This is a genomic window from Actinomadura sp. CNU-125 (assembly GCF_001942465.1).
Taxonomy (GTDB): domain Bacteria; phylum Actinomycetota; class Actinomycetes; order Streptosporangiales; family Streptosporangiaceae; genus Spirillospora.
In genome coordinates this window covers 1-21,874 of record NZ_MKJY01000004.1, presented here as the reverse complement: position 1 = coordinate 21,874, position 21,874 = coordinate 1, and the positions used below count along the sequence as shown (strand labels likewise).

At 73.1% G+C, this 21,874-nt stretch carries 27 protein-coding genes and 1 pseudogene; 16 read left to right on the top strand and 12 right to left on the bottom strand.

Going from position 1 to position 21,874, the window contains the following annotated elements; genetic code table 11:
• The first annotated feature begins 35 nt into the window (after window positions 1-35).
• The 7 genes from BJF79_RS00655 to BJF79_RS00625 all read left to right on the top strand — a co-directional run bounded on the left by BJF79_RS00655 (window position 36) and on the right by BJF79_RS00625 (window position 5,931).
• The gene (locus tag BJF79_RS00655) at window positions 36-974 is read left to right on the top strand and encodes a neutral zinc metallopeptidase (protein WP_075894528.1); all 939 of its coding nucleotides are present in this window, start codon (window positions 36-38) and stop codon (window positions 972-974) included.
• 82 nt (window positions 975-1,056) lie between these two features.
• Window positions 1,057-1,356, top strand: coding sequence for a YiaA/YiaB family inner membrane protein (locus tag BJF79_RS00650; RefSeq protein WP_075894537.1), 300 nt, complete (start codon window positions 1,057-1,059; stop codon window positions 1,354-1,356).
• A 114-nt stretch (window positions 1,357-1,470) separates the two neighbouring features.
• A complete protein-coding gene (locus tag BJF79_RS00645) occupies window positions 1,471-1,926 on the top strand; it encodes a helix-turn-helix domain-containing protein (protein ID WP_262401320.1) in 456 nt (151 codons plus the stop codon).
• Window positions 1,923-2,360, top strand: a complete 438-nt coding sequence (locus BJF79_RS00640) for a hypothetical protein (protein ID WP_075894527.1) — start codon at window positions 1,923-1,925, stop codon at window positions 2,358-2,360. Before BJF79_RS00645 ends, BJF79_RS00640 begins: the two co-directional genes overlap by 4 nt.
• 153 nt (window positions 2,361-2,513) lie before the next feature.
• Window positions 2,514-2,879 (top strand): DUF2516 family protein, encoded by a 366-nt coding sequence (locus BJF79_RS00635; protein ID WP_075894526.1) that lies wholly within the window; start codon window positions 2,514-2,516, stop codon window positions 2,877-2,879.
• Between the two features lie 122 nt (window positions 2,880-3,001).
• Window positions 3,002-5,188 (top strand): MMPL family transporter, encoded by a 2,187-nt coding sequence (locus BJF79_RS00630; protein ID WP_075894525.1) that lies wholly within the window; start codon window positions 3,002-3,004, stop codon window positions 5,186-5,188.
• An 11-nt stretch (window positions 5,189-5,199) separates the two neighbouring features.
• Complete coding sequence (locus BJF79_RS00625; protein ID WP_075894524.1) at window positions 5,200-5,931, top strand: alanyl-tRNA editing protein; 732 nt, start codon at window positions 5,200-5,202, stop codon at window positions 5,929-5,931.
• On the opposite strand, the gene BJF79_RS00620 is transcribed toward BJF79_RS00625, so the two are convergent.
• Entirely contained in the window at window positions 5,932-6,138 is a 207-nt protein-coding gene (locus tag BJF79_RS00620; protein WP_075894523.1) for a hypothetical protein, read from the bottom strand. It abuts the gene before it with no gap.
• A 73-nt stretch (window positions 6,139-6,211) separates the two neighbouring features.
• Window positions 6,212-7,414: a glycosyltransferase 87 family protein gene (locus BJF79_RS00615; protein WP_075894522.1), complete on the bottom strand. Its 1,203-nt coding sequence runs from the start codon at window positions 7,412-7,414 to the stop codon at window positions 6,212-6,214.
• A gap of 154 nt (window positions 7,415-7,568) precedes the next feature.
• On the opposite strand from BJF79_RS00615, the gene BJF79_RS52605 reads away from it, so the two are divergent.
• The 5 genes from BJF79_RS52605 to BJF79_RS57795 are packed head-to-tail and all read left to right on the top strand — an operon-like array spanning window position 7,569 to window position 10,660.
• The gene (locus BJF79_RS52605; RefSeq protein ID WP_075894521.1) at window positions 7,569-8,663 is read left to right on the top strand and encodes a sensor histidine kinase; all 1,095 of its coding nucleotides are present in this window, start codon (window positions 7,569-7,571) and stop codon (window positions 8,661-8,663) included.
• Window positions 8,660-9,328, top strand: coding sequence for a response regulator (locus BJF79_RS52600; RefSeq protein ID WP_075894520.1), 669 nt, complete (start codon window positions 8,660-8,662; stop codon window positions 9,326-9,328). Before BJF79_RS52605 ends, BJF79_RS52600 begins: the two co-directional genes overlap by 4 nt.
• 50 nt (window positions 9,329-9,378) lie before the next feature.
• Window positions 9,379-9,762, top strand: a complete 384-nt coding sequence (locus BJF79_RS00600; RefSeq protein WP_075894519.1) for a BlaI/MecI/CopY family transcriptional regulator — start codon at window positions 9,379-9,381, stop codon at window positions 9,760-9,762.
• Window positions 9,759-10,538: a M56 family metallopeptidase gene (locus BJF79_RS00595; RefSeq protein WP_262401319.1), complete on the top strand. Its 780-nt coding sequence runs from the start codon at window positions 9,759-9,761 to the stop codon at window positions 10,536-10,538. Before BJF79_RS00600 ends, BJF79_RS00595 begins: the two co-directional genes overlap by 4 nt.
• Entirely contained in the window at window positions 10,511-10,660 is a 150-nt protein-coding gene (locus BJF79_RS57795; protein WP_262401318.1) for a hypothetical protein, read from the top strand. Before BJF79_RS00595 ends, BJF79_RS57795 begins: the two co-directional genes overlap by 28 nt.
• 6 nt (window positions 10,661-10,666) lie before the next feature.
• Here BJF79_RS57795 and BJF79_RS00590 read toward each other — a convergent pair whose 3' ends face one another.
• From BJF79_RS00590 to BJF79_RS00565, 6 genes are all read right to left on the bottom strand, one after another.
• Entirely contained in the window at window positions 10,667-11,134 is a 468-nt protein-coding gene (locus BJF79_RS00590; RefSeq protein WP_075894518.1) for a TIGR03618 family F420-dependent PPOX class oxidoreductase, read from the bottom strand.
• Between the two features lie 11 nt (window positions 11,135-11,145).
• Window positions 11,146-12,597 carry an MFS transporter gene (locus tag BJF79_RS00585; protein WP_262401317.1) on the bottom strand — a complete coding sequence of 484 codons (1,452 nt, stop codon included), beginning with the start codon at window positions 12,595-12,597 and terminating at the stop codon, window positions 11,146-11,148.
• Between the two features lie 76 nt (window positions 12,598-12,673).
• Window positions 12,674-13,159, bottom strand: coding sequence for a MarR family winged helix-turn-helix transcriptional regulator (locus tag BJF79_RS00580; RefSeq protein ID WP_075894516.1), 486 nt, complete (start codon window positions 13,157-13,159; stop codon window positions 12,674-12,676).
• A gap of 83 nt (window positions 13,160-13,242) precedes the next feature.
• Window positions 13,243-13,854, bottom strand: coding sequence for a TetR/AcrR family transcriptional regulator (locus BJF79_RS00575; RefSeq protein WP_075894536.1), 612 nt, complete (start codon window positions 13,852-13,854; stop codon window positions 13,243-13,245).
• On the bottom strand, window positions 13,854-14,783 hold the full coding sequence (locus tag BJF79_RS00570) for a saccharopine dehydrogenase family protein (protein ID WP_075894515.1): 930 nt from the start codon (window positions 14,781-14,783) through the stop codon (window positions 13,854-13,856). The genes BJF79_RS00575 and BJF79_RS00570 overlap by 1 nt, the downstream gene beginning before the upstream one ends.
• Entirely contained in the window at window positions 14,780-15,589 is an 810-nt protein-coding gene (locus BJF79_RS00565) for a class I SAM-dependent methyltransferase (RefSeq protein WP_262401316.1), read from the bottom strand. The genes BJF79_RS00570 and BJF79_RS00565 overlap by 4 nt, the downstream gene beginning before the upstream one ends.
• Before the next feature lie 140 nt (window positions 15,590-15,729).
• Between BJF79_RS00565 and BJF79_RS00560 the strand changes: the two genes are divergently transcribed.
• Together BJF79_RS00560 and BJF79_RS00555 are read left to right on the top strand one after the other, a co-directional pair.
• On the top strand, window positions 15,730-16,368 hold the full coding sequence (locus BJF79_RS00560) for a TetR/AcrR family transcriptional regulator (RefSeq protein WP_075894513.1): 639 nt from the start codon (window positions 15,730-15,732) through the stop codon (window positions 16,366-16,368).
• Window positions 16,358-17,467 carry a winged helix DNA-binding domain-containing protein gene (locus BJF79_RS00555; protein WP_075894512.1) on the top strand — a complete coding sequence of 370 codons (1,110 nt, stop codon included), beginning with the start codon at window positions 16,358-16,360 and terminating at the stop codon, window positions 17,465-17,467. Before BJF79_RS00560 ends, BJF79_RS00555 begins: the two co-directional genes overlap by 11 nt.
• 312 nt (window positions 17,468-17,779) lie before the next feature.
• Here the strand turns inward: BJF79_RS00555 and BJF79_RS00550 are convergent.
• Window positions 17,780-18,267, bottom strand: a pseudogene (locus BJF79_RS00550) (MarR family winged helix-turn-helix transcriptional regulator).
• Window positions 18,268-18,363: 96 nt separating this feature from the next.
• Between BJF79_RS00550 and BJF79_RS00545 the strand changes: the two are divergent.
• On the top strand, window positions 18,364-19,140 hold the full coding sequence (locus BJF79_RS00545; RefSeq protein ID WP_075894511.1) for a dioxygenase: 777 nt from the start codon (window positions 18,364-18,366) through the stop codon (window positions 19,138-19,140).
• A gap of 34 nt (window positions 19,141-19,174) precedes the next feature.
• Here the strand turns inward: BJF79_RS00545 and BJF79_RS00540 are convergent, their stop codons facing one another.
• Window positions 19,175-20,014 (bottom strand): NAD-dependent epimerase/dehydratase family protein, encoded by an 840-nt coding sequence (locus BJF79_RS00540; protein ID WP_075894510.1) that lies wholly within the window; start codon window positions 20,012-20,014, stop codon window positions 19,175-19,177.
• Window positions 20,015-20,285: 271 nt separating this feature from the next.
• Here BJF79_RS00540 and BJF79_RS00535 point away from each other — a divergent pair, with 271 nt between their 5' ends.
• Window positions 20,286-20,798 carry an O-acetyl-ADP-ribose deacetylase gene (locus BJF79_RS00535; RefSeq protein WP_075894509.1) on the top strand — a complete coding sequence of 171 codons (513 nt, stop codon included), beginning with the start codon at window positions 20,286-20,288 and terminating at the stop codon, window positions 20,796-20,798.
• On the opposite strand, the gene BJF79_RS00530 is transcribed toward BJF79_RS00535, so the two are convergent.
• Together BJF79_RS00530 and BJF79_RS65180 are read right to left on the bottom strand one after the other, a co-directional pair.
• Window positions 20,795-21,190 (bottom strand): universal stress protein, encoded by a 396-nt coding sequence (locus BJF79_RS00530; protein ID WP_262401315.1) that lies wholly within the window; start codon window positions 21,188-21,190, stop codon window positions 20,795-20,797. The genes BJF79_RS00535 and BJF79_RS00530 overlap by 4 nt on opposite strands.
• 155 nt (window positions 21,191-21,345) lie before the next feature.
• Entirely contained in the window at window positions 21,346-21,639 is a 294-nt protein-coding gene (locus BJF79_RS65180; protein ID WP_316043246.1) for a hypothetical protein, read from the bottom strand.
• Between the last annotated feature and the right edge of the window lie 235 nt (window positions 21,640-21,874).

Sequence of the window (21,874 nt, the reverse complement as noted above, 5' to 3'; positions counted from 1 at the left end):
AGGGTGTACCAAGAACGTGCGATGATGCTCCCCTTATGGCAGGTCGCGCCCCCTCTCCCCGGCTGCCGACGGACGGTCGGCCTGCCTACCGGCACGTCCCGTCCCGCAGGCCGCCGCGCCGCAGCCCGGACGGGACGGTCGCGGGGATCATCGGCGGCGTCGCCGCGGTCGTCGTGCTGGCGATCCTCGGGTTCTCGTTCTTCGGCGACCGCGACCCCATCGGCGCCATCACCGGCGCCTACCGGGAACCGCAGGTCAGCCGGGCGACGGCCACCGACAACGAGCTGTACGCGACGGGCCCGCTCACGCCCGTCGGCTGCGCCCTGCCGGAGCTCGGGCCCGGCGCCGCGTCCATGCGCCGGTTCATGGACGTCCTGAGCGACTGCCTCGACGACTCGTGGGGCCGCCAGTTCGCGAAGGCCGGCATGACGTTCGACGTCCCCGACCGCGTGTTCTGGCGGGACTCGGGGCGCAGCCCGTGCGGCACGTACCCGAGCCCCGGCTCGTCCGCGTTCTACTGCCCGGCGAACAACACGATGTACGTGGGCGTCGAGCACATCGTGGCCACGTCCGGGGACGAGCCGCTGGAGAACTTCGCGGTGTTCGCGCGGGTCGTCGCGCACGAGTACGGCCACCACGTCCAGGACCTCGCCGGGATCCTGCTGTACGGGAACGGGCTGATGGAGGACGCCGACCCGCTCGGCCAGGCGCAGGCCAGCCGCCGCATCGAACTGCAGGCGCAGTGCTTCGCGGGCGCGTTCCTCGGCGCGGAGCGCGGCACGCTGCCGATGACGCGGCGGCAGGTCGCCGCCATGCTCGACGACGTCCGGGGCCGGGGCGACGAGAAGCTGCCGCCCGCGCAGCGCGACCACGGTTCCGGCCGGAACTACGCGGGCTGGGTCGTCGCCGGTTACGAGGGCGACGGCCTCGCCGTCTGCAACACCTGGACGGTTCCGCCCGGCGAGGTGGACTGACCGTCCGTCCAGGGGTTTTACCCATGGGTAGATGAGCACCGGTACTCATGTAATGGGCGCGTGCGATCCGCAGACTCGGGGCATGACGACACGTCCTCAGCCGCCCGCGCCCGCCGGATCCGCCGCGTTCTTCGTCCAGGCCGCGATCTCGTTCGTGGTCTCCAGCGTCGCCGTCGTCCTCGGCGTCGTGTACCTGCCGGTCGACGAGTGGGTGCGCGCGTTCCTCGCCCTCGGCGTCCTCTACGTGATCACGTCGACGTTCACGCTGGCCAAGTGCGTCCGGGACCGGCAGGAGACGCAGACCCTGACCGGCCGGGTCGACCAGGCCAGGCTCGACAAGCTGCTCAGCGAGCACGACCCCTATTCCACCCAGAACCTCTGAGCCGGATCGTCCCGTTCTGTCTACTATGCCGTCACGGACCGTGTGAGGGGACTCACGCGGGTAGTGCTAGCTAGCCTGCTTGCAATTGCAAGCACCATGACGCAGGGTGGAGACATGGCGAGTTCGAAGGTCGGCTCGATCGGGGAGTACATCCGGGAGCAGCGCACGCGGGCGAAGATCTCGCTGCGCCAGCTCGCGGACGTCTCGGGGATCTCCAACCCGTATCTGAGCCAGATCGAGCGCGGCCTGCGCAAGCCGAGCGCCGAGATCCTGCAGCAGATCGCCAAGGGGCTGCGGATCTCCGCCGAGGCGCTGTACGTGCAGGCCGGGATCCTCGAAGACCGGGAGGCCGACACCGACGTGCAGGCCGCCGTCCGGGCCGACCTCCTCCTCACGGAACGGCAGAAGCAGGTCCTCATGGACATCTACGCGTCGTTCCTCAAGGAGAACGAAGCCACCGGCGTGCTCGACGACGTCCACGACGAGACCGGCGACGACCCGGACTCCGAACCGGACGCCGACGACGAGCACGGAGTCCACGAGCAGAACGGAAAGGAAGAGGTCGGATGACGCTGGCCGGCAACCTTCGAGAGAACAAGGCCGTCCACACCGTGGCCGGCGCCGGCGACTTCGCGGTGGAGAAGCTCCGCGAGATGCCCGAGCAGATGAACCGGGCGCGCGAGGCCGCGGAGAAGTACCAGGGCGAGGTCCGCGAGACCGTGTACCGGTACGGCGGGCAGTTCCGCGAGACCGTCGAGCGCTACCGCGGCGAGGTCCAGGGACGGGTCGACGCCAAGGACCTGCCCGGCGCCGCCGTCGAGTACGCGACCACGTTCGGCACCCGCGCCGCCGGGTTCATCGACGAGCTCGCCGAGCGCGGCCGCAAGGTCGTGCAGCGCGAGGCCGCCGAGGTCGCCGAGATCGCCGAGGCCAAGCCGCGCACCCGCACCGCGCCCAAGCGGACGGCGCAGCGCAAGACCACCGCGAAGAAGACCGGCTCCTGAGCCGGGAGATCGGGGGCGCACGCGAAGGGCCCGGCCGGGAACACCCGGCCGGGCCCTGTCGTCCATCAAGCAGGGCCGAATAGTGTGGGTGGCGATGTACGCGTGTGCGCGGCGTGAAGCCGCCGTCCGAGACGAGCAGGAGCGCTGATCACGATGGCGGGCTTCAACATCCTCGACTACTTCTTCTGGCTGCTGCTGATCATCGCGTTCGCGATGGAGGCGTGGGCGCTGATCGACGCGCTGACCGTGCCGCAGAACGCCTACGCGGCGGCGAGCAAGCAGAGCAAGAAGCTGTGGACGATCATCACGGTCGTCTGCGCGGTCGTCGGAGCCGCCTACGCCGTCGCGCCCGCCGCGCTCGGCGCCAACCCGATCGGGCTGCTCCTCGGCATCCTGCCGGTCGCCGCGTTCATCGGCGCCGCGATCTACCTCGCCGACGTCCGTCCGGCCGTCGCGCAGTTCAAGAAGCGCAACGGCGGCCGCGGCGGCTCCCGGCAGGGCCCGTACGGCCCCTGGTAAAGATCCGCAGGCAGGCCGGGCGAACCTGCGGTTTCCCGCAGGTAGGGCGCTGAGGCGTCCCGCGCGAACCGTGCGGTCCGCCCCATCACGCCGCGCGGGGCGCCGAACCTAGCTTCGCTTCCATGGAAACGAAGCGCAGGCCCGCGACGGTACGGGTCGCACGGTGGAGCGCGGCCCACCCCTGGTCGGCGGTCGGGCTGTGGATGCTGTTCGTCGTGCTGTCCCTGACGCTCGGCACGGCGGCCGGGACGAAGAACATCGGCGAGGCCGACTCGGGCGTCGGCGAATCCGGACGGGCCGGGCGCATCGCCGCGTCCGCCGACTTCCCGGAGAAGGCCGAAGAGAACGTCCTCATCACCGCGACGAGCGGACGGCTCGACCCCCGCGCCGCGCGATCCGCCGCGGACGACGTCGTACGGCGCATGAAGGCGCTCCCCGAGGTGGAATCGGTCGGCGAGCCGATCCCCGCGCCGGACCGCACGGCCGTGCTCGTCCCCGTCACGATGAAGGGCGACACCGAGCACGCCGACCTGCGCGTCGACCCGCTGCTCGCGCAGAGCGCCGCCGTCCAGGACGCGCACCCGGGCCTGCGCGTCGAGCAGGTCGGTACCGGCTCGACCGCCAAGGGCCTCACCGAGACCCTCGGCGAGGACTTCGAGCGCGCCGAGTACATCAGCCTGCCGCTCACCCTGCTGATCATGCTGGCGGTGTTCGGCGCGCTCATCGCCGCGTCCGTCCCGGTGCTCCTCGCGCTGTCCTCGGTGGCCGCCGCGATCGGGCTGTCGTCCCTGGTCTCCCACCTGCTGCCCGCCACGAGCGCGCTCAGCAACGTGATCCTGCTGATGGGCATGGCGGTCGGCGTCGACTACTCGCTCTTCTACCTCAAACGCGAACGCGAGGAGCGGCGGCGCGGACGCCCGGACGCGCTGGAGATCGCCGCCGAGACGTCCGGGCACACCGTCGTGGTGTCGGGCGGCACGGTCGTCGTCGCGATGGCGGGCCTCTACCTGGCCGGGGAGGCCACGTTCACCTCGCTGGCCACCGGTTCGATCATCGTCGTCGCCGTCGCGGTGCTCGCCTCCCTCACCGTCCTGCCCGCGGTCCTGGCGAAGCTCGGCCCGCGCGTCGACCGGCCCCGCGTCCCCGTCCTGTGGCGGCTGACGATGCGGTCCGGCGAGTCCCGCCTCTGGCCCGTCCTGCTGCGGCCCGCGCTGCGCCGCCCCGCGATCACCCTGGCCGTCTCGACCGCCGCGCTCCTGCTGCTGGCCGCCCCCGCGCTCGACATGCGGCTCAAGCAGCCCGGATCCGACGACCTGCCCCGCGACATCCCGGTCATCCGCGCGATGGACCGGCTCACCGCCGCGTTCCCCAGCGAGGGCACCGTCCACGAGGTGGCCGTGGAGGCGCCCGCCGAACAGTCGGCCGCCGTCCGCTCAGCCCTCACCGGCCTCGCCGCCCGTACCGCCCGCGACCCCCTCTTCGCCCACGACCGCACCCCCGAGATCCGCACGTCCCCGGACGGACGGGTGCACCTGATCGACATCGCGACGCCGCACGCCCGCAGCAGCGACGAGGCCCGCCGCTCCCTCGAAACCCTCCGCGCGTGGCTGCCGGAGGCCCTGCGCGACGTCCCTGGCGCCGAGTCCGGCGTCGGCGGCAAGCTCGCCGAAGGCGTCGACTTCACCGGCCACCTCGAAGACCGGCTGCCGTTCGTCGTCGGGTTCGTCCTGCTGCTGACCCTGGGGATGACGGGCCTGATCTTCCGTTCCGCCGCGATCGCCCTCTCGGCCGTCGCCCTGAACCTGCTGTCGGCAGCCGCGGCGTTCGGCGTTCTCGTGGCCGTGTTCCAGAACACGTGGGCCGAAGGCGTCCTCGACTTCCACTCGTCCGGCGCCGTCGTCTCCTGGCTGCCGCTCTTCCTGTTCGTGGTGCTGTTCGGCCTGTCGATGGACTACCACGTGTTCGTCGTGTCGCGGATCCGCGAGGCCGCCGCCCGGGGCCTGCCGGCCCGCGCCGCCGTCGGCGAGGGCATCACCCGCTCGGCGGGCGTCGTCACCAGCGCCGCCGTCGTGATGGTCGCCGTGTTCGCGATCTTCGGGACGCTCAGCATGGTCGAGTTCAAGCAGCTCGGCGTCGGCCTCGCCGCCGCCATCCTGATCGACGCCGTCGTCATCCGGATCTTCGTGCTGCCCGCCCTGATGGCCCTGCTCGGCGACGCGAACTGGTGGCCCGGACGCCTCGCGCCCCGCGCCCGTCCGGCGGACGCGACCGTCCCCGACATGCCGCTGCCCGCCCGCCGACCGCACTAGGGTGCCGGAACATGAGCGACCTGCACGGGCGCACGGCGCGCCTGGAACTCGACGACCAGAACCTCCGCGAGTGGGAGGCCGTCGTCATCGAGTCGGGACCGGACGGGATCGTCCTCGACCGTTCCGCGTTCTACCCGGGCGGCGGCGGCCAGCCCGCCGACCACGGCGTCCTCCTCTGGCAGGGCGTCCAGACCCGCATCGCGGGGGTGCGCAAGGGCGACGACCTGGTGCTCCTCCCCGCCGAGGACGACCCGCTGCCGCCGTCCGGCACCACGGTGCGGTGCGCCGTCGAGGACGAACGGCGCACCGCGCTCATGCGCACCCACTCCGGCCTGCACCTCCTGTGCGGGGTCGTGTTCCGCGACTACGGCTGCCTCGTCACGGGCGGCAACATGGAGCCGCTGAGCGCCCGCATGGACTTCGACCTGCGCGAAGTCCCGCCCGGGTTCAAGCAGACCGTCGAGGACGCCTGCAACGCCGAGGTCGAGGCCGACCGCCGCGTCGACGTCCGGACGCTGCCGCGCGCCGAGGCGTTCGAGATCCCCGACATCATCCGCACCGCGACGAACCTCGTCCCGCCCGAGGTCCAGGACGTCCGGATCGTCGACATCGTCGGCCTCGACACCCAGGCAGACGGCGGCACCCACGTCGCGTCCACCAGGCAGATCGGCCGGATCACCGTCGCGAAGGTGGAGAACAAGGGCCGCGGCTTCCGCCGCCTCCGCATCAAGATCGCGGACTGATCAGCGGGACAGCAGCTCCAGCAGCACGAGTCCGGCCGGGACCGCGCCCGCCCCGGCCACGAGGCACGCGAGGTTCGCGACGAACTCCCTGACGGCGACCGCCCTGACGGCGTCCGCCCGTCCCACCGGGACGGGCGGCTCGTCGTAGTAGAAGAGGTACCGGGGACGCGCGCGCGGCGCCGTCGGCGGCGGATCCGGTGTGCACATGACCGCCCTGCCGTTCCCCGCGACGATGGACCACGCTCGACGAACGTGTGACGTCCAGGCCCGCCGGGACGGTTCAACCCCTGACAGAAACCGGCCACCGCGCCTCGTCCGCCTCGTCCGCCTCGTCCGCCTCGCCCGCCGCGGTGTCCTCGGGGACGAGGGCGGGGAGGCGGTCGGGGGTCTTCGACCGGGCCCGGACGCAGGCGTAGGCCAGGAAGGCGACGGCGGAGGCCAGGTAGGCGTTCGCCACGAGGGTGACCGGGCCGTGGAAGCCGTACTCGTCCGGGCCGCCGTCGCGCGGGGTGAACCACATCGGGGCGACGGCGAACACGAGGTAGGCGCAGGCCGGGGCGATGCGGTGGCCGTCGCGGACGAGGACGGCCAGGGCCGGGACGATCCACACCCAGTGGTGCGCCCAGGAGATCGGGGAGACGAGCAGCCCCGTCGTGCCGGTGACGGCGATCGCGGTGAGCCAGTCGCCGCGGCGGGCGAAGGCGGCGGCGAGGGCGAGGCCGCCGAGGGCGATCAGGAACGGGACGAACGTGTACCAGCCGTCCACGTGCTCCGCCCCCTTCAGGATTCGGATGGCGGCGCCGTACGGGGACTGGTTGCTGATGTACGGGGCGCCGACGCGGGAGGTGTCGAAGAAGGTGTGCAGCCAGTAGACGCGGGACGCGTCCGGGCCGACGGCCCACGCGGCGAGGGTGCAGCCCGCGAATGCGGCGGTCGAAACGGCGGCCGATTTCGTTCTGCGCGTCACCAGGAGGAACAGGATGAAGATGCCGGGGGTCAGTTTGATCGCCGTTGCGATGCCGATTCCGATGCCCGCCGTCCTGCCCTGGGAAACGCGTTTCATGTCGAACATGATGAGCGCCAGAAGGAACAGGTTGATCTGCCCCTGGAACAGCGAATGCCACATGGGCGCGAGGGCGAGCCCGGCCGCGACCGTCCCCGCGACGAGCGGACGGGACGGGCGGCGGCCGGCGAGTTCGAGCGTCACCGTGCAGGCGTAGGCGAACGCGGCGACGGACGCGAACTGCCAGATCACGCGGGCGACGGTGAGCGGCAGCACCGACAGGGGCGCGAACAGCAGGGCGGCGAACGGGGTGTTGGTGAACCAGTGTTCGGCGTGCTGGTCGAGGTAGAGGCTCGCGCCGTCGGTGAGGGACTCGCCGCCCAGCATGTAGATGCGGAAATCGAGCGAGTCGTAGGTCGCGGCGAATAGCGCGACGGCGATCAGTTCGATGGCGAGGGCCGTGTACGCCAGCCGTTTCACGTTCGTCCTCCGTCCGGTGCGGAAGGCCAACGATGACGAATGGCGCGGGGACGCCGCGTCGGGCCGTGGATCACATTTCGGGGAGGTCCGGTAGCCCGGGGGATTAGGCCCGTGGGCCAATGTGCGGACGGGTACCGCTCGTTACGATCGGCGCATGTCCTTCCCTCTGAATCCCCGGGGCGTCTGGACGGTCCTGGCCTGGTGCGGGGCCGTCCTGTATCCGGCCGTGGTCCAGGTGACCTTCATGAGCGGAGGGTCGGGGTTCCAGCAACTGGACGTGCTGGCGACATCGGTCCTGACGCTGCTCGTGCTCGGGATGGCGCCGCGCCGGCCGCTGTCGATGTTCACGGTGCTGCTGGTCGCCTGGACCTGCGCGCTGGTGGAGATGCAGATCGGCACGGTGCTGCTGCTGCTCGTCCTCCTGGTCGACGTCGGGCTCGGCTTCGTCGCGTCGCTGCGGTCGCGGCCGGTGTCGCTGGGCGCGGCCGCGGTCGCCGCCGCCGTCCAGGCCGGTCTCACCGCGGCGTTCCTCAACGCCGATGTGAGCCTGCTGGCGGCGCTGCTGCTGGCGGTCGTCGTCGCGTGGACGGCGGGGAACTCGGTGCGGTCGCGGCGGACGCACGCCGACGAGCTGCGGGTGCGGGAGACCGAGCGGGCCGTCGCGGAGGAGCGGCTGCGGATCGCGCGGGAGCTGCACGACATGGTGGCGCACAGCGTCGGGATCATCGCGATCCAGGCCGGGGTCGGGGGACGGGTGATCGAGACGCAGCCCGCGGAGGCGCGCAAGGCGCTGGCCGCGATCGAGGCGACGAGCCGCGACACGCTCGCGAGCCTGCGCCGGATGCTCACCGGCCTGCGCAAGGAGGGCGCGCTCGGCCCGGCGCCCGGCCTGGACGACCTGGACCGGCTCGCCGCGGCGACGTGCGACGCCGGGGTGCGGGTGGACGTGCGGCGCACGGGGACGCGGCGTCCGGTCCCGTCGGACGTCGACCTGTGCGCCTACCGGGTGGTGCAGGAGGCGCTGACGAACGTGGTGCGGCACGCGGACGTGCGGGCGTGCCGGGTGACGGTCGGGTACCGGGACGACCGCGTGGAGATCGAGATCGAGGACGAGGGGAGCGGCGGGGTGGTCGGCGCCGGGTTCGGGATCGTCGGGATGCGGGAGCGGGTGGCGCTGCTGCGCGGGGAGCTGACGGCGGGGCCGCGGCCGGGCGGCGGGTTCCGGGTGGCGGCGAGGATCCCGGCGTGACGATCCGGGTGCTGCTCGTCGACGACCAGCCGCTCGTCCGGGCGGGCCTGCGGGTGCTGATGGCCGACACGTCCGACCTGGAGATCGTGGGGGAGGCCGGGACGGGCGCGCAGGCCGTGCGGCTGGCCGCGGAGGTCGCCCCGGACGTCGTCGTCATGGACATCCGGATGCCCGACATGGACGGGATCGAGGCCACCCGCCGCATCTCGGGCGCGCGGGTGGTGATGCTGACGACGTTCGACGACGACGAGTACGTCTACGGGGCGCTGCGGGCGGGCGCGAGCGGGTTCCTGGTGAAGGACATGGCGCTGGAGGAGATCCTCGCGGCCGTCCGGGTGGTGGCGCGCGGCGACGGGCTGATCGCGCCGAGCGTGACGCGGCGGCTGATCGCGGAGTTCGCGGCGCGTCCGGAACCGGACGCCGGACGGGACGCCGGGGCCGCGCGCCCCGACCGTCCGGTCGAGGGGATCACCGGGCGGGAGCGGGAGGTGCTGACGCTGGTGGGGCGCGGCCTGTCGAACCGGGAGATCGCGGACGAGCTGGTCATCAGCGTCGCGACGGTGAAGGCGCACATGGCGCGGCTGCTCGCGAAACTGGACGCCCGCGACCGCGTCCAGCTCGTGATCATCGCCTATGAGCTGGGCCTCGTGGCGCCGGGACGCTGACGTCCTACCGCGTGTAGTACTACGCGGGGGCGTCGGATAACCTGGGCTTTGTGAAGGGTCTGGGAGAACTTGAACGCACGGTCATGGAGGTCCTCTGGGCGCGTGAGGACGCCGGCTCCGGCGCCGCGACCGCGCGCGACGTCAGCCGCGCGCTCGCCGGCGACCGGGACCTCGCCCACACGACCGTCATGACCGTTCTCGACAGGCTCGCGAAGAAAGGCTTCCTCGCGCGCGAGCGCGACGGCCGCGCTTGGCGGTACCGTCCGGTGGAGAGCCGGGAGGGGTACGTCACCGAGTTGATGCTGGGCGCGCTGGAGGAGACGGGCGACCGCGACAAGGCGCTCGTCCACTTCGTCAAGTCGGTCTCCAGCAACGAGGTCGACGTGCTCCGCCAGGCGCTGGCCGCCCTCACGTCGAAGGAACCACCGGCATGACCGGAACCGCCCTGCTCGCATTGATCTCCCTGGGGACCGTCGGCGGGGCACACGTGCTGTCTCGCGCACGCTGGACGTGGCGGACCCCGCGCATCGGCATCGCCCTGTGGCAGGCCCTCGGCCTGTGCTGGGGCATCGCCACGATCGGCGCCCTGCTCGGGCTGGCGCTGCTGCCGTACCGCAGCGGCGTCGCGGGCGGGCTGCCCGGCCTCTACAACGACGGCGCCGCCAAGCTCGACACCCTCCACATGACGGCGCTGCTCGGCGCGGTCAGCCTCGCCGGTGTGCTGCTGGTCATGCTGGCGTTCGCGGTGCTGCGGGTCGTGCGGGCCCGGCAGCGGCACCGGGCGCTGCTCGCGCTTGTGTCGCGCCGCGACTCGGCCGTCCCGGGCACGCTCGTCCTGGACCATCCGGGCGCCGCCGCGTACTGCGTGCCGGGCGTCCGCTCGTCCAAGGTCGTGGTGAGCGCCGGGACGCTGGAGCTGCTCGACACCGCGGAACTGGCCGCCGTGCTCGCCCACGAGCGGGCGCACGCCCGTGAGCGGCACGACCTGGTGCTGCTGCCGTTCGCGTCGCTGCGGCAGGTGTTCCCGCAGTTCCACCTGGTGGGGCGATGTCTGGACGCCGTGGAGCTGCTGATCGAGATGGCCGCCGACGACCGGGCCCGGTCGTGCCGCGCGAGCTGGCGACGGCGCTGCTGCGCTTCGCCGCCGCCCGCCCGGCGGCGGCTCCGTCGGGGACGCTCGGGGTGGCGACCTGCGACGACATCCCGGTGATGGCCCGCGTGAACCGGCTGCTGGAGCCGCGCCCGCTGCCGCGCGCGACCCGGCTGGCGGCGTCCGCCGCCGTGCCGCTCGTCGCGGGCCTGCCGCTGCTGCTGATCGTCCTGCCGCACTGACCGGCCCTAGCCCGCGAGGACGGTTCCGTAGAGCCGGGTGACGTGCAGGCGGATCACCTGCCGCCGGTCCGCGACCATCTGCTCCAAGAACGCGCGCTCGTCGGACGGGTCGGCGAAGCCGGGGGTCAGCGCGAGCAGTTCCCGGCCGACCGCGTCCCCGGGCGTCTCGGTCACCGCGGACACCTCGGCGGTGCCCTCGGCGACGGCGAACGACATGTGGTCGTCGCTCGACACGTGCAGCGCGGCGCGCGGATCGTCGGCGAGCCGCCGCACCTTGGCGCGTCCGGCGACCGTGGAGATCCGGACGATCCGGGCGTCGGGGTCCCAGGTGTGCACGACGGTCGACAGGTGCGGGTGGCCGCCGGGCGTGCCGATGGCGAGGACGCCGAACGGCTGCGCGGCGAGGAGGCGTTCGAGGTCGTCCTGGGTGACGGGCTTCGGGCCGGGGCCCTGGCCGGGTCCGTATTCGGGCATGTCGGGCTCCTTCAGAGGGTGACGGACGTGGTGGACGGCTCGGCGGGCGCGGGTGCGGCCGCGCCGGGCTTCGGGGTGCGCAGGACCGCGACGGCGACGGCGAACGCGGCGGCGAGCAGGACGGCGGCGATACCGAACGCGAGCCGGTAGCCCCCGGTCAGTGCGGCCGCGGCGGGCTCCCCGGCGGCGGCGAGCGAACCGGTGCGGGACGCCGCGAGCGTGGACAGCACCGCGATCCCGGTCGCCATCCCGATCTGCTGCGCGGTGTTGAACAGGCCGGACGCCAGGCCCGCGTCCTCCGGCCGGGCACCGGACATCGCGATGCCGGTCAGCGCGGGCAGGGCGAACCCGAAGCCGGTGACGAGCAGCATCGACGGCAGCAGGTGGACGAGGTAGTCGCCGTCCACCGGGAGGCGGACGAGCAGCGCGAGGGCGGCGCCCAGCATCCCCAGGCCGGTCAGCAGCACCGGGCGTTCCCCGTAGCGGCCGATCAGCCGCGCGGACAGCAGCAGGGACGCGGCACCGTTGAGCAGCGCCGCGGGGAGCATCGCGGCGCCGGTCTCCAGCGCCCCGTAGCCGAGGACGTTCTGCATGTAGAGGGCGACCATGACCTGGAACGAGAACATCCCGGAGAACGCGAGGATCTCGACGGCGTAGGCGCCGGAGGTGTTGCGCGACCGCAGGATCCGCAGCGGCATCAGCGGGTTCGCGGCCTTCGCCTGCCGGACGAAGAACCCCGCGAGCAGCGCGACCGCGAGGGCGCCGAGGCCGAGCGTATGGACCGACGGCACGCCGTACTGCTCGATCTTCACGACGGTGTAGATGCCGAGCATCAGCCCGGACGTGACGAGCAGCGCCCCGGCGACGTCCGCGCCCCCGGCGAGGCCGGTGCCGCGGTCGCGGGGCAGGGCGGGCAGCGCCAGCAGGATCGCGACCAGGCCGATCGGCAGGTTGATCAGGAAGATCCAGTGCCAGTTCAGCGCGTCGGTGAGGACGCCGCCGAGCACCTGCCCGATCGAGGCCCCGGCCGCGCCGGTGAAACCGAAGACCCCGAGGGCGCGGGCGCGCTCGCCGGGCTCGGTGTAGAGGGTGACGAGGATGCCGAGGACGACCGAGGCGGCCATCGCGCTGCCGACGCCCTGCAGGAATCGGGCGACGATCAGCACCGCGGGGCCGGTCGCGGCGCCGGCGAGCAGCGACGCGGCGGTGAACACGGCGTTCCCGGCGAGGAACATCGTCTTGCGGCCGACGAGGTCGCCGAGCCGTCCGGCGAGCAGCAGCAGGCCGCCGAACGCGATCAGGTAGGCGTTGACGGTCCAGCTCAGGCCGGTGGCCGAGAAGCCGAGGTCGTCCTGGATCGCGGGCAGCGCGACGGTGACGATCGAGCCGTCGAGGATCGTCATCAGCATCGTGGCCGACAGCACCCCGAGCGCGGTGCCGCGCGCCCGTAGAACAGCGTGCACGGGTCTCTCCCATCGTGGATCGATGGGAGAGACGCTAGCAGATAGTTCTGTTAGAGACGATCCGCTTCGGAACTATTTATCCTCGCTCGCGCGCCCGCCGAACCGGCTGCGGACTCTCGACGGGCCGCGCGAGATGGCCCGCGACCAGCCGCCGCAGCGCGCGGACGAGGACGTCCCGCTCGTCGTCGGGAAGCGTGCCGAGCGCGTCGCCGTGCACCCGGTCGACGATCTCCTGGCCCTTCGCGGCGACCTCCGCCCCCTTCTCGGTGACCGCGATGATCCGCGCGCGCCGGTCCCGCGAGGACGGCCGCCGCTCCGCGAGACCGGCCTTCTCCAAGGCGTCCGCGGTGGCGACCATCGTCGTCTTGTCCATGTCGCCGATCTCCGCGAGCTGGATCTGCGTGCGCTCCTGCTCAAGGGCGTGCACAAGGACGCAATGCATGCGCGGCGTCAGGCCGACCTCGGCGAGCGCCGCCGTCATCCGGCTCTTCAACGCGAGCCCGGTGTGGTCGAGGAGAAAGGACAGGTCGGTTTCGGAACTGGTCGGGGCGAGAGCGGTCATGTCGCCAGCGTACCCAGTTGGTTCCGTAGCGGATTATCTAGTCGCGTTCGCTTTCCGGCGGCCGCCCGGCGGCGCCGGTCGGCTCAGCGATCGCCGGGCGCGATGCCGTGCAGGACGGACGCGACGACCTCGGCGACCGGCACGGGGGCCGGTTCGGCGGCGTGCAGCAGCGCGGACAGGACGGCCTCGTGGCACACCCCGACGATCATCGACGCGGCGGCCCGCACGGACGCGTCGGCGGCGATCCGGCCGAGGTCGCGTTCGGCCCGCAGGTAGGCGTGCAGGTGGTCGCGCCACTCGTCGCCCGGTTCGTGCGACGCCCCGAACCGGGCGAGGACGTCGGGCTGCGCGGTCAGCCCGGCGAGCGCGGGCAGCAGCGCGCTGTGCAGGGCGAGCCCGCGCTCGACGTGCGCGCGCAGGTTCGCTTCGAGCGTCCCCGCGCCCGGCTCGGGGAGCGGCCCGAGCCCGTCCTCGACCCGCCGCACGCGCGCCCGCAGGGCCAGCGCCAGCAGCTCCTCCTTGCCGTCGAAGTGGTTGTAGAGGACGCCGTCGGCCACGCCCGCCTCCCGCGCGATCGCCCGGACGGTCAGGCCCGCCGCGCCGCGGTCGGACATCATGCGGTCGGCGGTCGCGATCAGGTGCTCGCGCAGGGACACATCGCCCTGGCGCAGCGCGGCGGCTTTGCGTGGTGACATCACCCGGCATCGTATTCGTGCAGATCGAAGCCGTGTTCCGCGAGTTCGTCCAGGAAGTCGGGACCGACGGCCGCTTCGAGGTGCCGCACGCCGCGCGGCGGCCGGTCCAGCCGCCGGACGGCCAGGGCCGCCACCAGCCCGGTCGCCCGGCTCTGCCGCCGTCCGGAGAGCGCCGCGACCCGCCCGCCGGACGCGGCGGCGACCGCGAAGCCGTCGCCGCCCACGTGCACGCGGGAGACGGCGGCGCGCAGCCACCGGGCGTCCCGGAACCGGGCGGCGCGGGGGAGCAGCGCGGTCACGGCGCGGGAGTCGAGGCACAGGCCGGTGCGGACGCGGCCCGGCAGCGTGTGCTGGTCGGGGAACGGGAAGCGGTGGACGCGGCGCGTCCCGTACGGGGGCGGGAACCGGATCGTCCATGTTTCGTCCAGTTCGCGGAGGGCGCCGAGCGAGTCGAGGGTCCACTCGACGGCGCTCGGGCCGTGCCGTTCGCCGGAACCGAGCAGGACGCCGATGTCGACGGGCCGTCCGGTCCCGGCGAACCGGTGCGCGAGCAGGTTCGTGACGCCCGGCGCGAGCCCCACGGACAGGACGGCCGAGGCGCCGTTCGCCGCCGCGAGCCCGTCGAGCTCCCCGATGCCGCGTAGGACCTCGTGCGACGCCGACACGTCCACGTAGTGGACGCCCCGTTCGAGGCACGCCCGCGCGACCCGCACGTTCTCCCGCTCGGCGCACATCACGACGGCGTCCGCGTCCAGAACCGCGCCGAACGCCTGGGCGAGGTCCACGCGGAGGGGGGTCGTTCCGGGGATCGTGCCGGCCTTCGCGGGGTCGCGGCCCGCGACGACGATCTCGGGGACGTGCCCGCGCAGGCCCGCGACGACCTCGCGGCCGACCGCCCCGTAGCCGCCGAGGATCACCACGCGCTTCATCGGCGCGCGGTGATCAGCCAGGCGGTGCTGCGCAGCCGGACGGCGCCGGCGCGCTCGAACGGACGCAGCGCGTCCGCGATCGTCGCGACCAGTTCGTCCCCTTCGCCGTAGTTGTAGCGGATCGGGCCCCAGGCGGCGAGGAACGCGGCGGCGTCGGCGGCGTCGCGGCCCCACACCTGTTCGGCCTCGACCGGACGGCTCGTCACGGCGTGGAAACCGGCGGCGGCGAGGATCTCGTGAGCGCGGTCGGGGTCGGCGAGGGAGAGCGGGCCGTCGTGCCCGAGCGCGGGCCGCGGGAGCGGCGGGAGCGCGGCGAACACCGCGCCGAGGTCGCCGTCCTGCGGCGACGCCATCGCGAGGAACGCGGCCCGGCCGCCCTCGGCCAGGGCGCGCCGGACGTTGCCGAACGCGGCGACCGGGTCGGCGAAGAACATGATCCCGAACCGGCTGATCGCGGCGTCGAAGCCGCCGTCCGGGAACGGGTACAGCTGCGCGTCGCCCTGCTCGAACCGGACGTTCGCGACGCCCTCCTGCTCGGCCAGGGTCCGCGCCCGGTCGAGCATCGGCGCCGACAGGTCGACGCCGGTCGCCGAGCCGAGGTTCGCCCGCTCCGCCGCGAGCCGCGTGACCTGGCCGTTGCCGCAGCCGATGTCGAGGACGCGGTCGCGCGGGCCGATCTCGGCGGCGTCCAGCAGGTGCGGGTTGAAGCCGCTGTTCACGGCGTCGTACCGGGCGTGGTGGTCGGCCCAGTGCGTGCCCTCGTACCCGTTCCATGCCTCGGCCTGGTGCGTGTTGACGATTTCCACGGGGGCTCCTCTCGTCATGAACGCTTGTTCATGAACACGTGTTCATCATGCGCCCGGCGGTGTCCCCGCGTCAAGCCGGGCGGGCGGCCGATCGTCCGTACGAGCTAGAACGGAATTCTTCGTTCCGCTATGCTGCGGGTATGGACAACAGGGCCGCGGGGCCGATGAGCGGGCGGAAAGCCCAGGCCGCGCGCAATGACGAACTGATCCGGAAGGCGGCGCGCGCGGTGTTCACCGCGGACCCGGGCGCGCCGATCTCCGCGGTGGCCGAACATGCCGGAGTGGGGATCAGCGCCCTCTACCGCCGGTACAAGAGCAAAGAGGTGCTGCTGCAGTCCCTCGCCGACGAGGGCATGGACCGCTACCTCGCCGAGGTCGAGCGGGCCCTCGCCGACGGCGGCGACCCGTGGGAGGCGTTCGCCGCGTTCATGCGCCGCTGCCTGGACATCGGCGCCGGCTCGCTGACGATGCGGCTCGCCGGGAACTTCGAGGTCACCGAGGAGATGAGCGGCAAGGGCCGGGAGATCCACACGGCCACGGAACGGCTGCTCGACCGGACGAAGGAGGCCGGGGCGCTGCGGCCCGAGATCGCGGTCGGCGACGTGTCGGTCCTGCTGGAGCATCTGCACACGATCCGGATCGGCGACGACGCCCGGATGAACCGGCTGCAGCACCGGTACCTCGCGCTCATGCTGGACGCCCTGCACCTGACGGGCGTCGCGGAGCTGCCGGGCCCTCCGCCCGGCTGGCGGGAACTCCGGGGGCGTTATGACGACTGACGCGGAGACGGTGCTCGGCAGGCGGGAGCTGAACCGGGCGCTGCTCGCTCGCCAGATGCTGCTCCGGCGGGAGCCGGTGACCGCGCTGGAGGCGATCGAGCGGCTCGTCGGGATGCAGGCGCAGGCGCCGAACCCCCCGTACATCGGGCTGTGGAGCCGGGTGGAGGGGTTCGAGTTCGACTCGGTGTCCCGGCTGCTGACCGAGCGGCGGGCGCTGCGGATCGTCCTCATGCGCGGCACGCTGCACCTGGTCGGGGCCCGGGACGCGCGCGTCCTGCGGCCGCTGACCCAGCCGCTCCTCGACCGGTACCGGGCCGGGCCGGCGGGCCGCGGGCTGGACGGCGTCGACATGCGGGCCGTCGCGGACGCCGCCCGCGCGCTCCTCGACGAGGAGCCGCGCTCGGACAAGGAACTCCGGACGCTGCTGGCCGACCGGTGGCCCGAGCAGGACCCGGCGCTGCTCGTCTGGGGCGTCCGGCTCATGCTGCCGCTGGTGCAGGTGCCGCCGCGCGGCCTGTGGGGTAAGGCGGGGACGGCCCGGCACACGACCCTCGACGCGTGGCTCGGCGAGGGCGCGGCGGCGGAGCCGTCGATCGACGAGCTGGTGCTGCGGTATCTGGGGGCGTTCGGACCGGCGAGCGTGCAGGACGTCCAGCAGTGGTCGGGGCTCGTGGGGTTGCGGGACGTCGTGGAGCGGCTCGAACCGAAGCTGGTGCGGTTCCGGGACGAGCGCGGCCGCGTCCTCTACGACCTGCCGGAGGCCCCGCGTCCCGGCGCGGACGAACCGGCGCCCGTCCGGTTCGTCCCAGAGTTCGACAACCTGACCCTTTCGCACGCCGACCGGACGCGCGTGATCTCCGACGAGCACCGCAAGCGGATCTTCACCGTGAACGGGATCATCCGTGCGACGTTCCTCGTGGACGGCTTCGTCCACGGCATGTGGAAGGCAGAGAAGCGGCGCGGGGAGGCGACGCTGCGGATCGACCCGTTCGCCCCGGTCCCGGGCCCGGAGCGGACCGCCCTGGAGGAGGAGGGCCTGCGCCTGCTCGCGGCCGTCCACCCCGACGCGAAGGCCCACACCGTCGAGTTCCTGAGCTAGCCCACCGTCCCGTGGTTTCGTTGATCTGCGGCGTGTTGCCCTAACTCGGGCGCCCATAAGGGCAACACGCCGCAGATCAACGTCAGGAGGGTGAGGCCGTTGCGCGGTCGGCTCCGCGCCCAGGTGATCACTTAGGGTGATGAGACGCCACGCTCGTCCGGCTGGTCCTGGTCCCCGCCGCCATGCGGCTGATGGGCGCCTACAACTGGTGGCGGCCGTTCGGCCGCCGGCCCGGTTCGTCCCGCGGCAGCGCACCGCGCGAGCGCGTCCGCGATCCGGTGTGAGGCCCGTCGGCCACGGGACGGCGGAACGTCAGCCGTCGCCGCGGGCGCAGGGCGCTTCGCGCTGCGGGTCGAGCGAGTTCAGCAGCGCGCGCAGCGTCTCGCGGAACTCCAGCGTCTGCTCGCGCGTGAGCGGGTCGAACAGGTGCCGCCGGACCTCGGCGACGTGGCCGGGCGCGGCCTCGACGAGCACGTCGAAGCCTGCGTCGTCAGTTCGGCGATCGTGGTGCGGCGGTCGGTGGGGTGCTTGCTGCGGCGCACCCAGCCGGCCGCCTCCAGCCGGTTGACGGCGTGCGAGAGGCGGCTCGGGGACGAGTGGACGACCTCCGCGAGTTCGGACATCGTGCGCGCGCGCCCGGGGGACTCCGAAAGCATCGCGAGGATCATGTAGTAGGCGTGCGGCATCCCCGAGTCGCGCTGGAGTTGGCGGTCCAGGGCCTCGTTGAGCAGCCGCGACGTCCACAGGAACGCGCGCCAGGTCTCCTGCTCGTCATCGTCGAGCCACGGGGGGTCTGCCATGCCCCCAAGTGTAGTTGATTCGTTGAATGCTCAAGACTTGAAAGTTCAACTTTTTTCGTTTAGTTTTGAACTACTGATGCCGCATTGGAGGCCCTCATGTCCCGGATGCCTGTTCTGTACCTGAGCCACGGCGCGCCGCCGCTCGCCGACGACCCCGTCTGGACGGACGAGCTCGCCCGCTGGGCCGCCGAACTGCCGAAGCCGGAGGCCGTCCTGATGGTGTCGGCGCACTGGGAGGAGGCGCCGACGACGCTGAGCGCGACCCGTCCCGTCCCGCTCGTGTACGACTTCTGGGGGTTCCCCGAGCGCTACTACCGCGTCCGGTATGACGCGCCCGCGGCGCCCGAACTGGCCGCGGACGTCCGCGCGCTGCTGCCCGGCACCCGCCAGGACGACGAGCGCGGCCTCGACCACGGGGCGTACGTCCCGCTCGTGGAGATGTATCCCGACGCGGACGTCCCGGTGCTGCAGATGTCGATGCCGACGCTGGAGCCGGAGCGGCTCTTCGAGGTCGGCCGGGCGCTCGCGCCGCTGCGCGAGCAGGGCGTGCTGATCGTCGGCAGCGGCTTCACCACGCACAACCTGCGCGAGATGCGCCCGGGCGCGGACGCCGCGCCGCCCGCGTGGTCGGCCGAGTTCGACGCCTGGACGGACGCGGCCGTCGCGGCGGGCGACGTCGACGCGCTGCTGGACTTCCGCGCGAAGGCCCCGGCGGCGCGCATCGCCCACCCGCGCACCGAGCACTTCGCGCCGCTGTTCGTGGCGCTCGGCGCCGACGCCGAGGGCGGTACCGGCGCCGACGCCTCGGCCCGCCGGTCCGTCATCGACGGTTACTGGTTCGGCCTGGCGAAGCGGTCGTTCCAGTTCGGCTGATCCGAATTGTCACGTTCCGTCCGGAACGCGACGTTCAGCTGCCGTCCATCTCGGCGAACCCGGTCCGCCAGGACGCGACGCGCGGCTTCCAGCCGAGCTTCTTCGCCTTCGCGTTGGACACCGGACGGCCCGTCTCCGCGGCGTGCCGCGCCCCGCGCGGGTGCCGGACGCCGAGCGCGGCGGTGTAGACCGGCAGCCAGTCGTTGGTCGTCGCGGGCTCGTCGTCGACGACGTTGACCGGCCCGGCGGGCCAGTCGAGCGCGGCGAGCGCCGCCGCGGCGGCGTCGTCGGCGTGCACGAACGACGTCCACGCCGGGTTCGGCCGCATGTTCCCGGCCTTCACCCGCGCGGCGATGGCGCCGTCCGGCGCGTACCAGGTGCCGGGCCCGTACAGCGCCCCGTACCGCAGGACGACGCCGTGCGGCATCTCCCCGACGGCCTTCTCCAGCGCGGCGATGCCCGAGTACGGCGGGAGCTTGGCGTCCAGCACGTCGTCCTCGACGGCGGGCCCCTCGCCCGGCCGGTACAGCCAGGCGATGCTCTGCGCGATCATCGTCCGCACGTCCGCGTCGAGGGCGGCGTCGACCAGGTTGCGGGTGCCCTCGATCCGCAGGTGCGAGTTCGCCTCGAAGTTCTCGGCGGACAGGTCGGTGAGCTGGTGCATCACCACGTCCGGACGCGTCGCGGCCACGGCTTCGCGCACCGAACCGGGGTCGAGCGCGTCCATCACGACCGGCTCGGCGCCCAGCTCGGTGATCGACCCGGCGCGCTCGGAGTCGCGCGTCGTCCCTGCGACCTCGTGGCCCGCCTGGACGAGCAGCGGGGTCAGCCGGCGGCCGATGACTCCGGTCGCTCCGGCGAGGAGAATCTTCAAGGGGGTAACCTCCACGGCTTCACGCCATCGCGGGTCAGTTCACGGCAGGATAGGCAGACTCTCTTCCCAGGTCACGCCCGCCATCGGCGGCGGACGTGCCGACCTCGCCCGAACACGGGGCCGGATGCGGGGATGGACGGGCGATTCCGCCCCCGTTGCCCGTCCGCCACCGAGGGTACCGCCGTGGAGCGCTCCGGTGCGTTTCGCGCACGCGCGGGGGAGAATTCTTCTGTTCTGGCGGGGACGAATCGTGCGGAGGGCGACGGCGAACATGAAGATCACTCTGGTTCGGGGCGACATCACCGAGGAGCACGTCGACGCGGTGGTGAACGCGGCGAACTCGTCCCTGCTGGGCGGGGGCGGCGTCGACGGCGCCATCCACCGCAAGGGCGGGCCGGAGATCCTCGACGAATGCCGCAAACTGCGCGCCTCCCACTACGGCGGCGGGCTCCCGACCGGCCAGGCCGTCGCGACCACCGCGGGCGAACTCCCGGCGCGCTGGGTGATCCACACCGTCGGGCCCGTCTACTCCGCCGGCGAGGACCGCTCCGACCGGCTCGCCTCCTGCTACCGCGAGTCGCTGCGCGTGGCCGACGAACTCGGCGTCCGCTCGATCGCGTTCCCGGCGGTGTCGGCGGGCATCTACGGCTGGCCGCTGGACGACGCCGCGCGCATCGCCGTCGGCACCGTCCGGGCCACGCCGACGAACGCGACCGACGCCCGGTTCGTCCTGTTCACCCCGGACGCGTACGCCGCGTTCGAGCGCGCGGTCGGCCTGCCCTAACCCTTCTTCTTCTTTTTCTCCGCGACCGGCGGCACGATCAGGACCGGCCGGTCCACGTGGTGGAGGACGCGCGTCGAGGTGCTGCCGAGCAGCACCGACCGGGCGCCCGACAGCCCCCGCGACCCGGTGACGACGAGGGAGGCGTCCAGTTCGGCGGCGATGTCGACGATCGCCGCCCAGACGGGACCGCCGCTGCGCTCCGCGCGCGGCGTCACGTCCGGCAACCCCGCGCCGGTGGCGAACTCGGCGCCCTTCGCGGCGAGGAGCTGTGCGTGCTGCTCCTCCTCGAACTGGTCGCGGCCGCCGCCGGTCTGCATGATCACCGGCGCGGCGGCGGCGATCGGCGCCCAGGTGATCTGCGTGAGCAGCGGTTCCCAGACGGTGAGGATCACCGTCGGTTCGGGCCGCAGGTGCCGGGCGGCGTACTCGACGCGGCGCGGGCGTCGGAACCGTCGAAAGCGATGAGAACGGTCATGTTCTACACGTATCCGCAGGAGACGGTTCCGAACGCCCGCGCCGCCGGAAGTGGCGAGACTCTCGGCCGCGCTCAGGCGCCCTTCGGTTCCGGGTCGGCGCCCGGACTCCCCGCGAACGCCTGCGCGATGCCGAGCCAGCGGTCCGCGTCCGGCCCGTCCGCCGTCACGGCGAGGTCGTCGCGGTGCCGCCGCCGGGTCACCAGCCGGCAGAAGTCCAGCGCCGGGCCCCGGACGGACTGCCGCGCGCCGTCCGGCCCCCACGTCCACACCTCGCCGGACGGCCCGGTCAGCTCCACCCGGAACTCCTCGGCGGGCGGCGTCAGCCCGCGGGTGCCGAACGCGAAGTCGCGCGCCCGGACGCCGATGTGCGCGACGTGCCGGAGCCGGTGCGTCGGCTCGCGCCGCGCCCCGAGCGCCGTCCGCGACGACCTCGCCGTGCGCCCACGTCTCCATCAGCCGTCCCGTCGCCATGGACGCCGTGCTCATCGGCGGCCCGAACCACGGCATCTTCGTCCCCGGCGGGACGGCGGCGAGCGCGTCGAGCATGCGGCGGGCCGGCCGTCCCGCCAGCGGGCGAGCAGCGCCGCCGGGTCCTGCGCG

Excerpts from the sequence above, each read along its gene's own strand:
- BJF79_RS00655 (WP_075894528.1), top strand. The coding sequence starts at position 36 with ATGGCAGGTCGCGCCCCCTCTCCCCGGCTGCCGACGGACGGTCGGCCT.
- BJF79_RS00650 (WP_075894537.1), top strand. The coding sequence starts at position 1,057 with ATGACGACACGTCCTCAGCCGCCCGCGCCCGCCGGATCCGCCGCGTTC.
- BJF79_RS00645 (WP_262401320.1), top strand. The coding sequence starts at position 1,471 with ATGGCGAGTTCGAAGGTCGGCTCGATCGGGGAGTACATCCGGGAGCAG.
- BJF79_RS00640 (WP_075894527.1), top strand. The coding sequence starts at position 1,923 with ATGACGCTGGCCGGCAACCTTCGAGAGAACAAGGCCGTCCACACCGTG.
- BJF79_RS00635 (WP_075894526.1), top strand. The coding sequence starts at position 2,514 with ATGGCGGGCTTCAACATCCTCGACTACTTCTTCTGGCTGCTGCTGATC.
- BJF79_RS00630 (WP_075894525.1), top strand. The coding sequence starts at position 3,002 with ATGGAAACGAAGCGCAGGCCCGCGACGGTACGGGTCGCACGGTGGAGC.
- BJF79_RS00625 (WP_075894524.1), top strand. The coding sequence starts at position 5,200 with ATGAGCGACCTGCACGGGCGCACGGCGCGCCTGGAACTCGACGACCAG.
- BJF79_RS00620 (WP_075894523.1), bottom strand. The coding sequence starts at position 6,138 with ATGTGCACACCGGATCCGCCGCCGACGGCGCCGCGCGCGCGTCCCCGG.
- BJF79_RS52605 (WP_075894521.1), top strand. The coding sequence starts at position 7,569 with ATGTCCTTCCCTCTGAATCCCCGGGGCGTCTGGACGGTCCTGGCCTGG.
- BJF79_RS00595 (WP_262401319.1), top strand. The coding sequence starts at position 9,759 with ATGACCGGAACCGCCCTGCTCGCATTGATCTCCCTGGGGACCGTCGGC.
- BJF79_RS00590 (WP_075894518.1), bottom strand. The coding sequence starts at position 11,134 with ATGCCCGAATACGGACCCGGCCAGGGCCCCGGCCCGAAGCCCGTCACC.
- BJF79_RS00580 (WP_075894516.1), bottom strand. The coding sequence starts at position 13,159 with ATGACCGCTCTCGCCCCGACCAGTTCCGAAACCGACCTGTCCTTTCTC.
- BJF79_RS00575 (WP_075894536.1), bottom strand. The coding sequence starts at position 13,854 with ATGTCACCACGCAAAGCCGCCGCGCTGCGCCAGGGCGATGTGTCCCTG.
- BJF79_RS00570 (WP_075894515.1), bottom strand. The coding sequence starts at position 14,783 with ATGAAGCGCGTGGTGATCCTCGGCGGCTACGGGGCGGTCGGCCGCGAG.
- BJF79_RS00560 (WP_075894513.1), top strand. The coding sequence starts at position 15,730 with ATGGACAACAGGGCCGCGGGGCCGATGAGCGGGCGGAAAGCCCAGGCC.
- BJF79_RS00555 (WP_075894512.1), top strand. The coding sequence starts at position 16,358 with ATGACGACTGACGCGGAGACGGTGCTCGGCAGGCGGGAGCTGAACCGG.
- BJF79_RS00545 (WP_075894511.1), top strand. The coding sequence starts at position 18,364 with ATGTCCCGGATGCCTGTTCTGTACCTGAGCCACGGCGCGCCGCCGCTC.
- BJF79_RS00535 (WP_075894509.1), top strand. The coding sequence starts at position 20,286 with ATGAAGATCACTCTGGTTCGGGGCGACATCACCGAGGAGCACGTCGAC.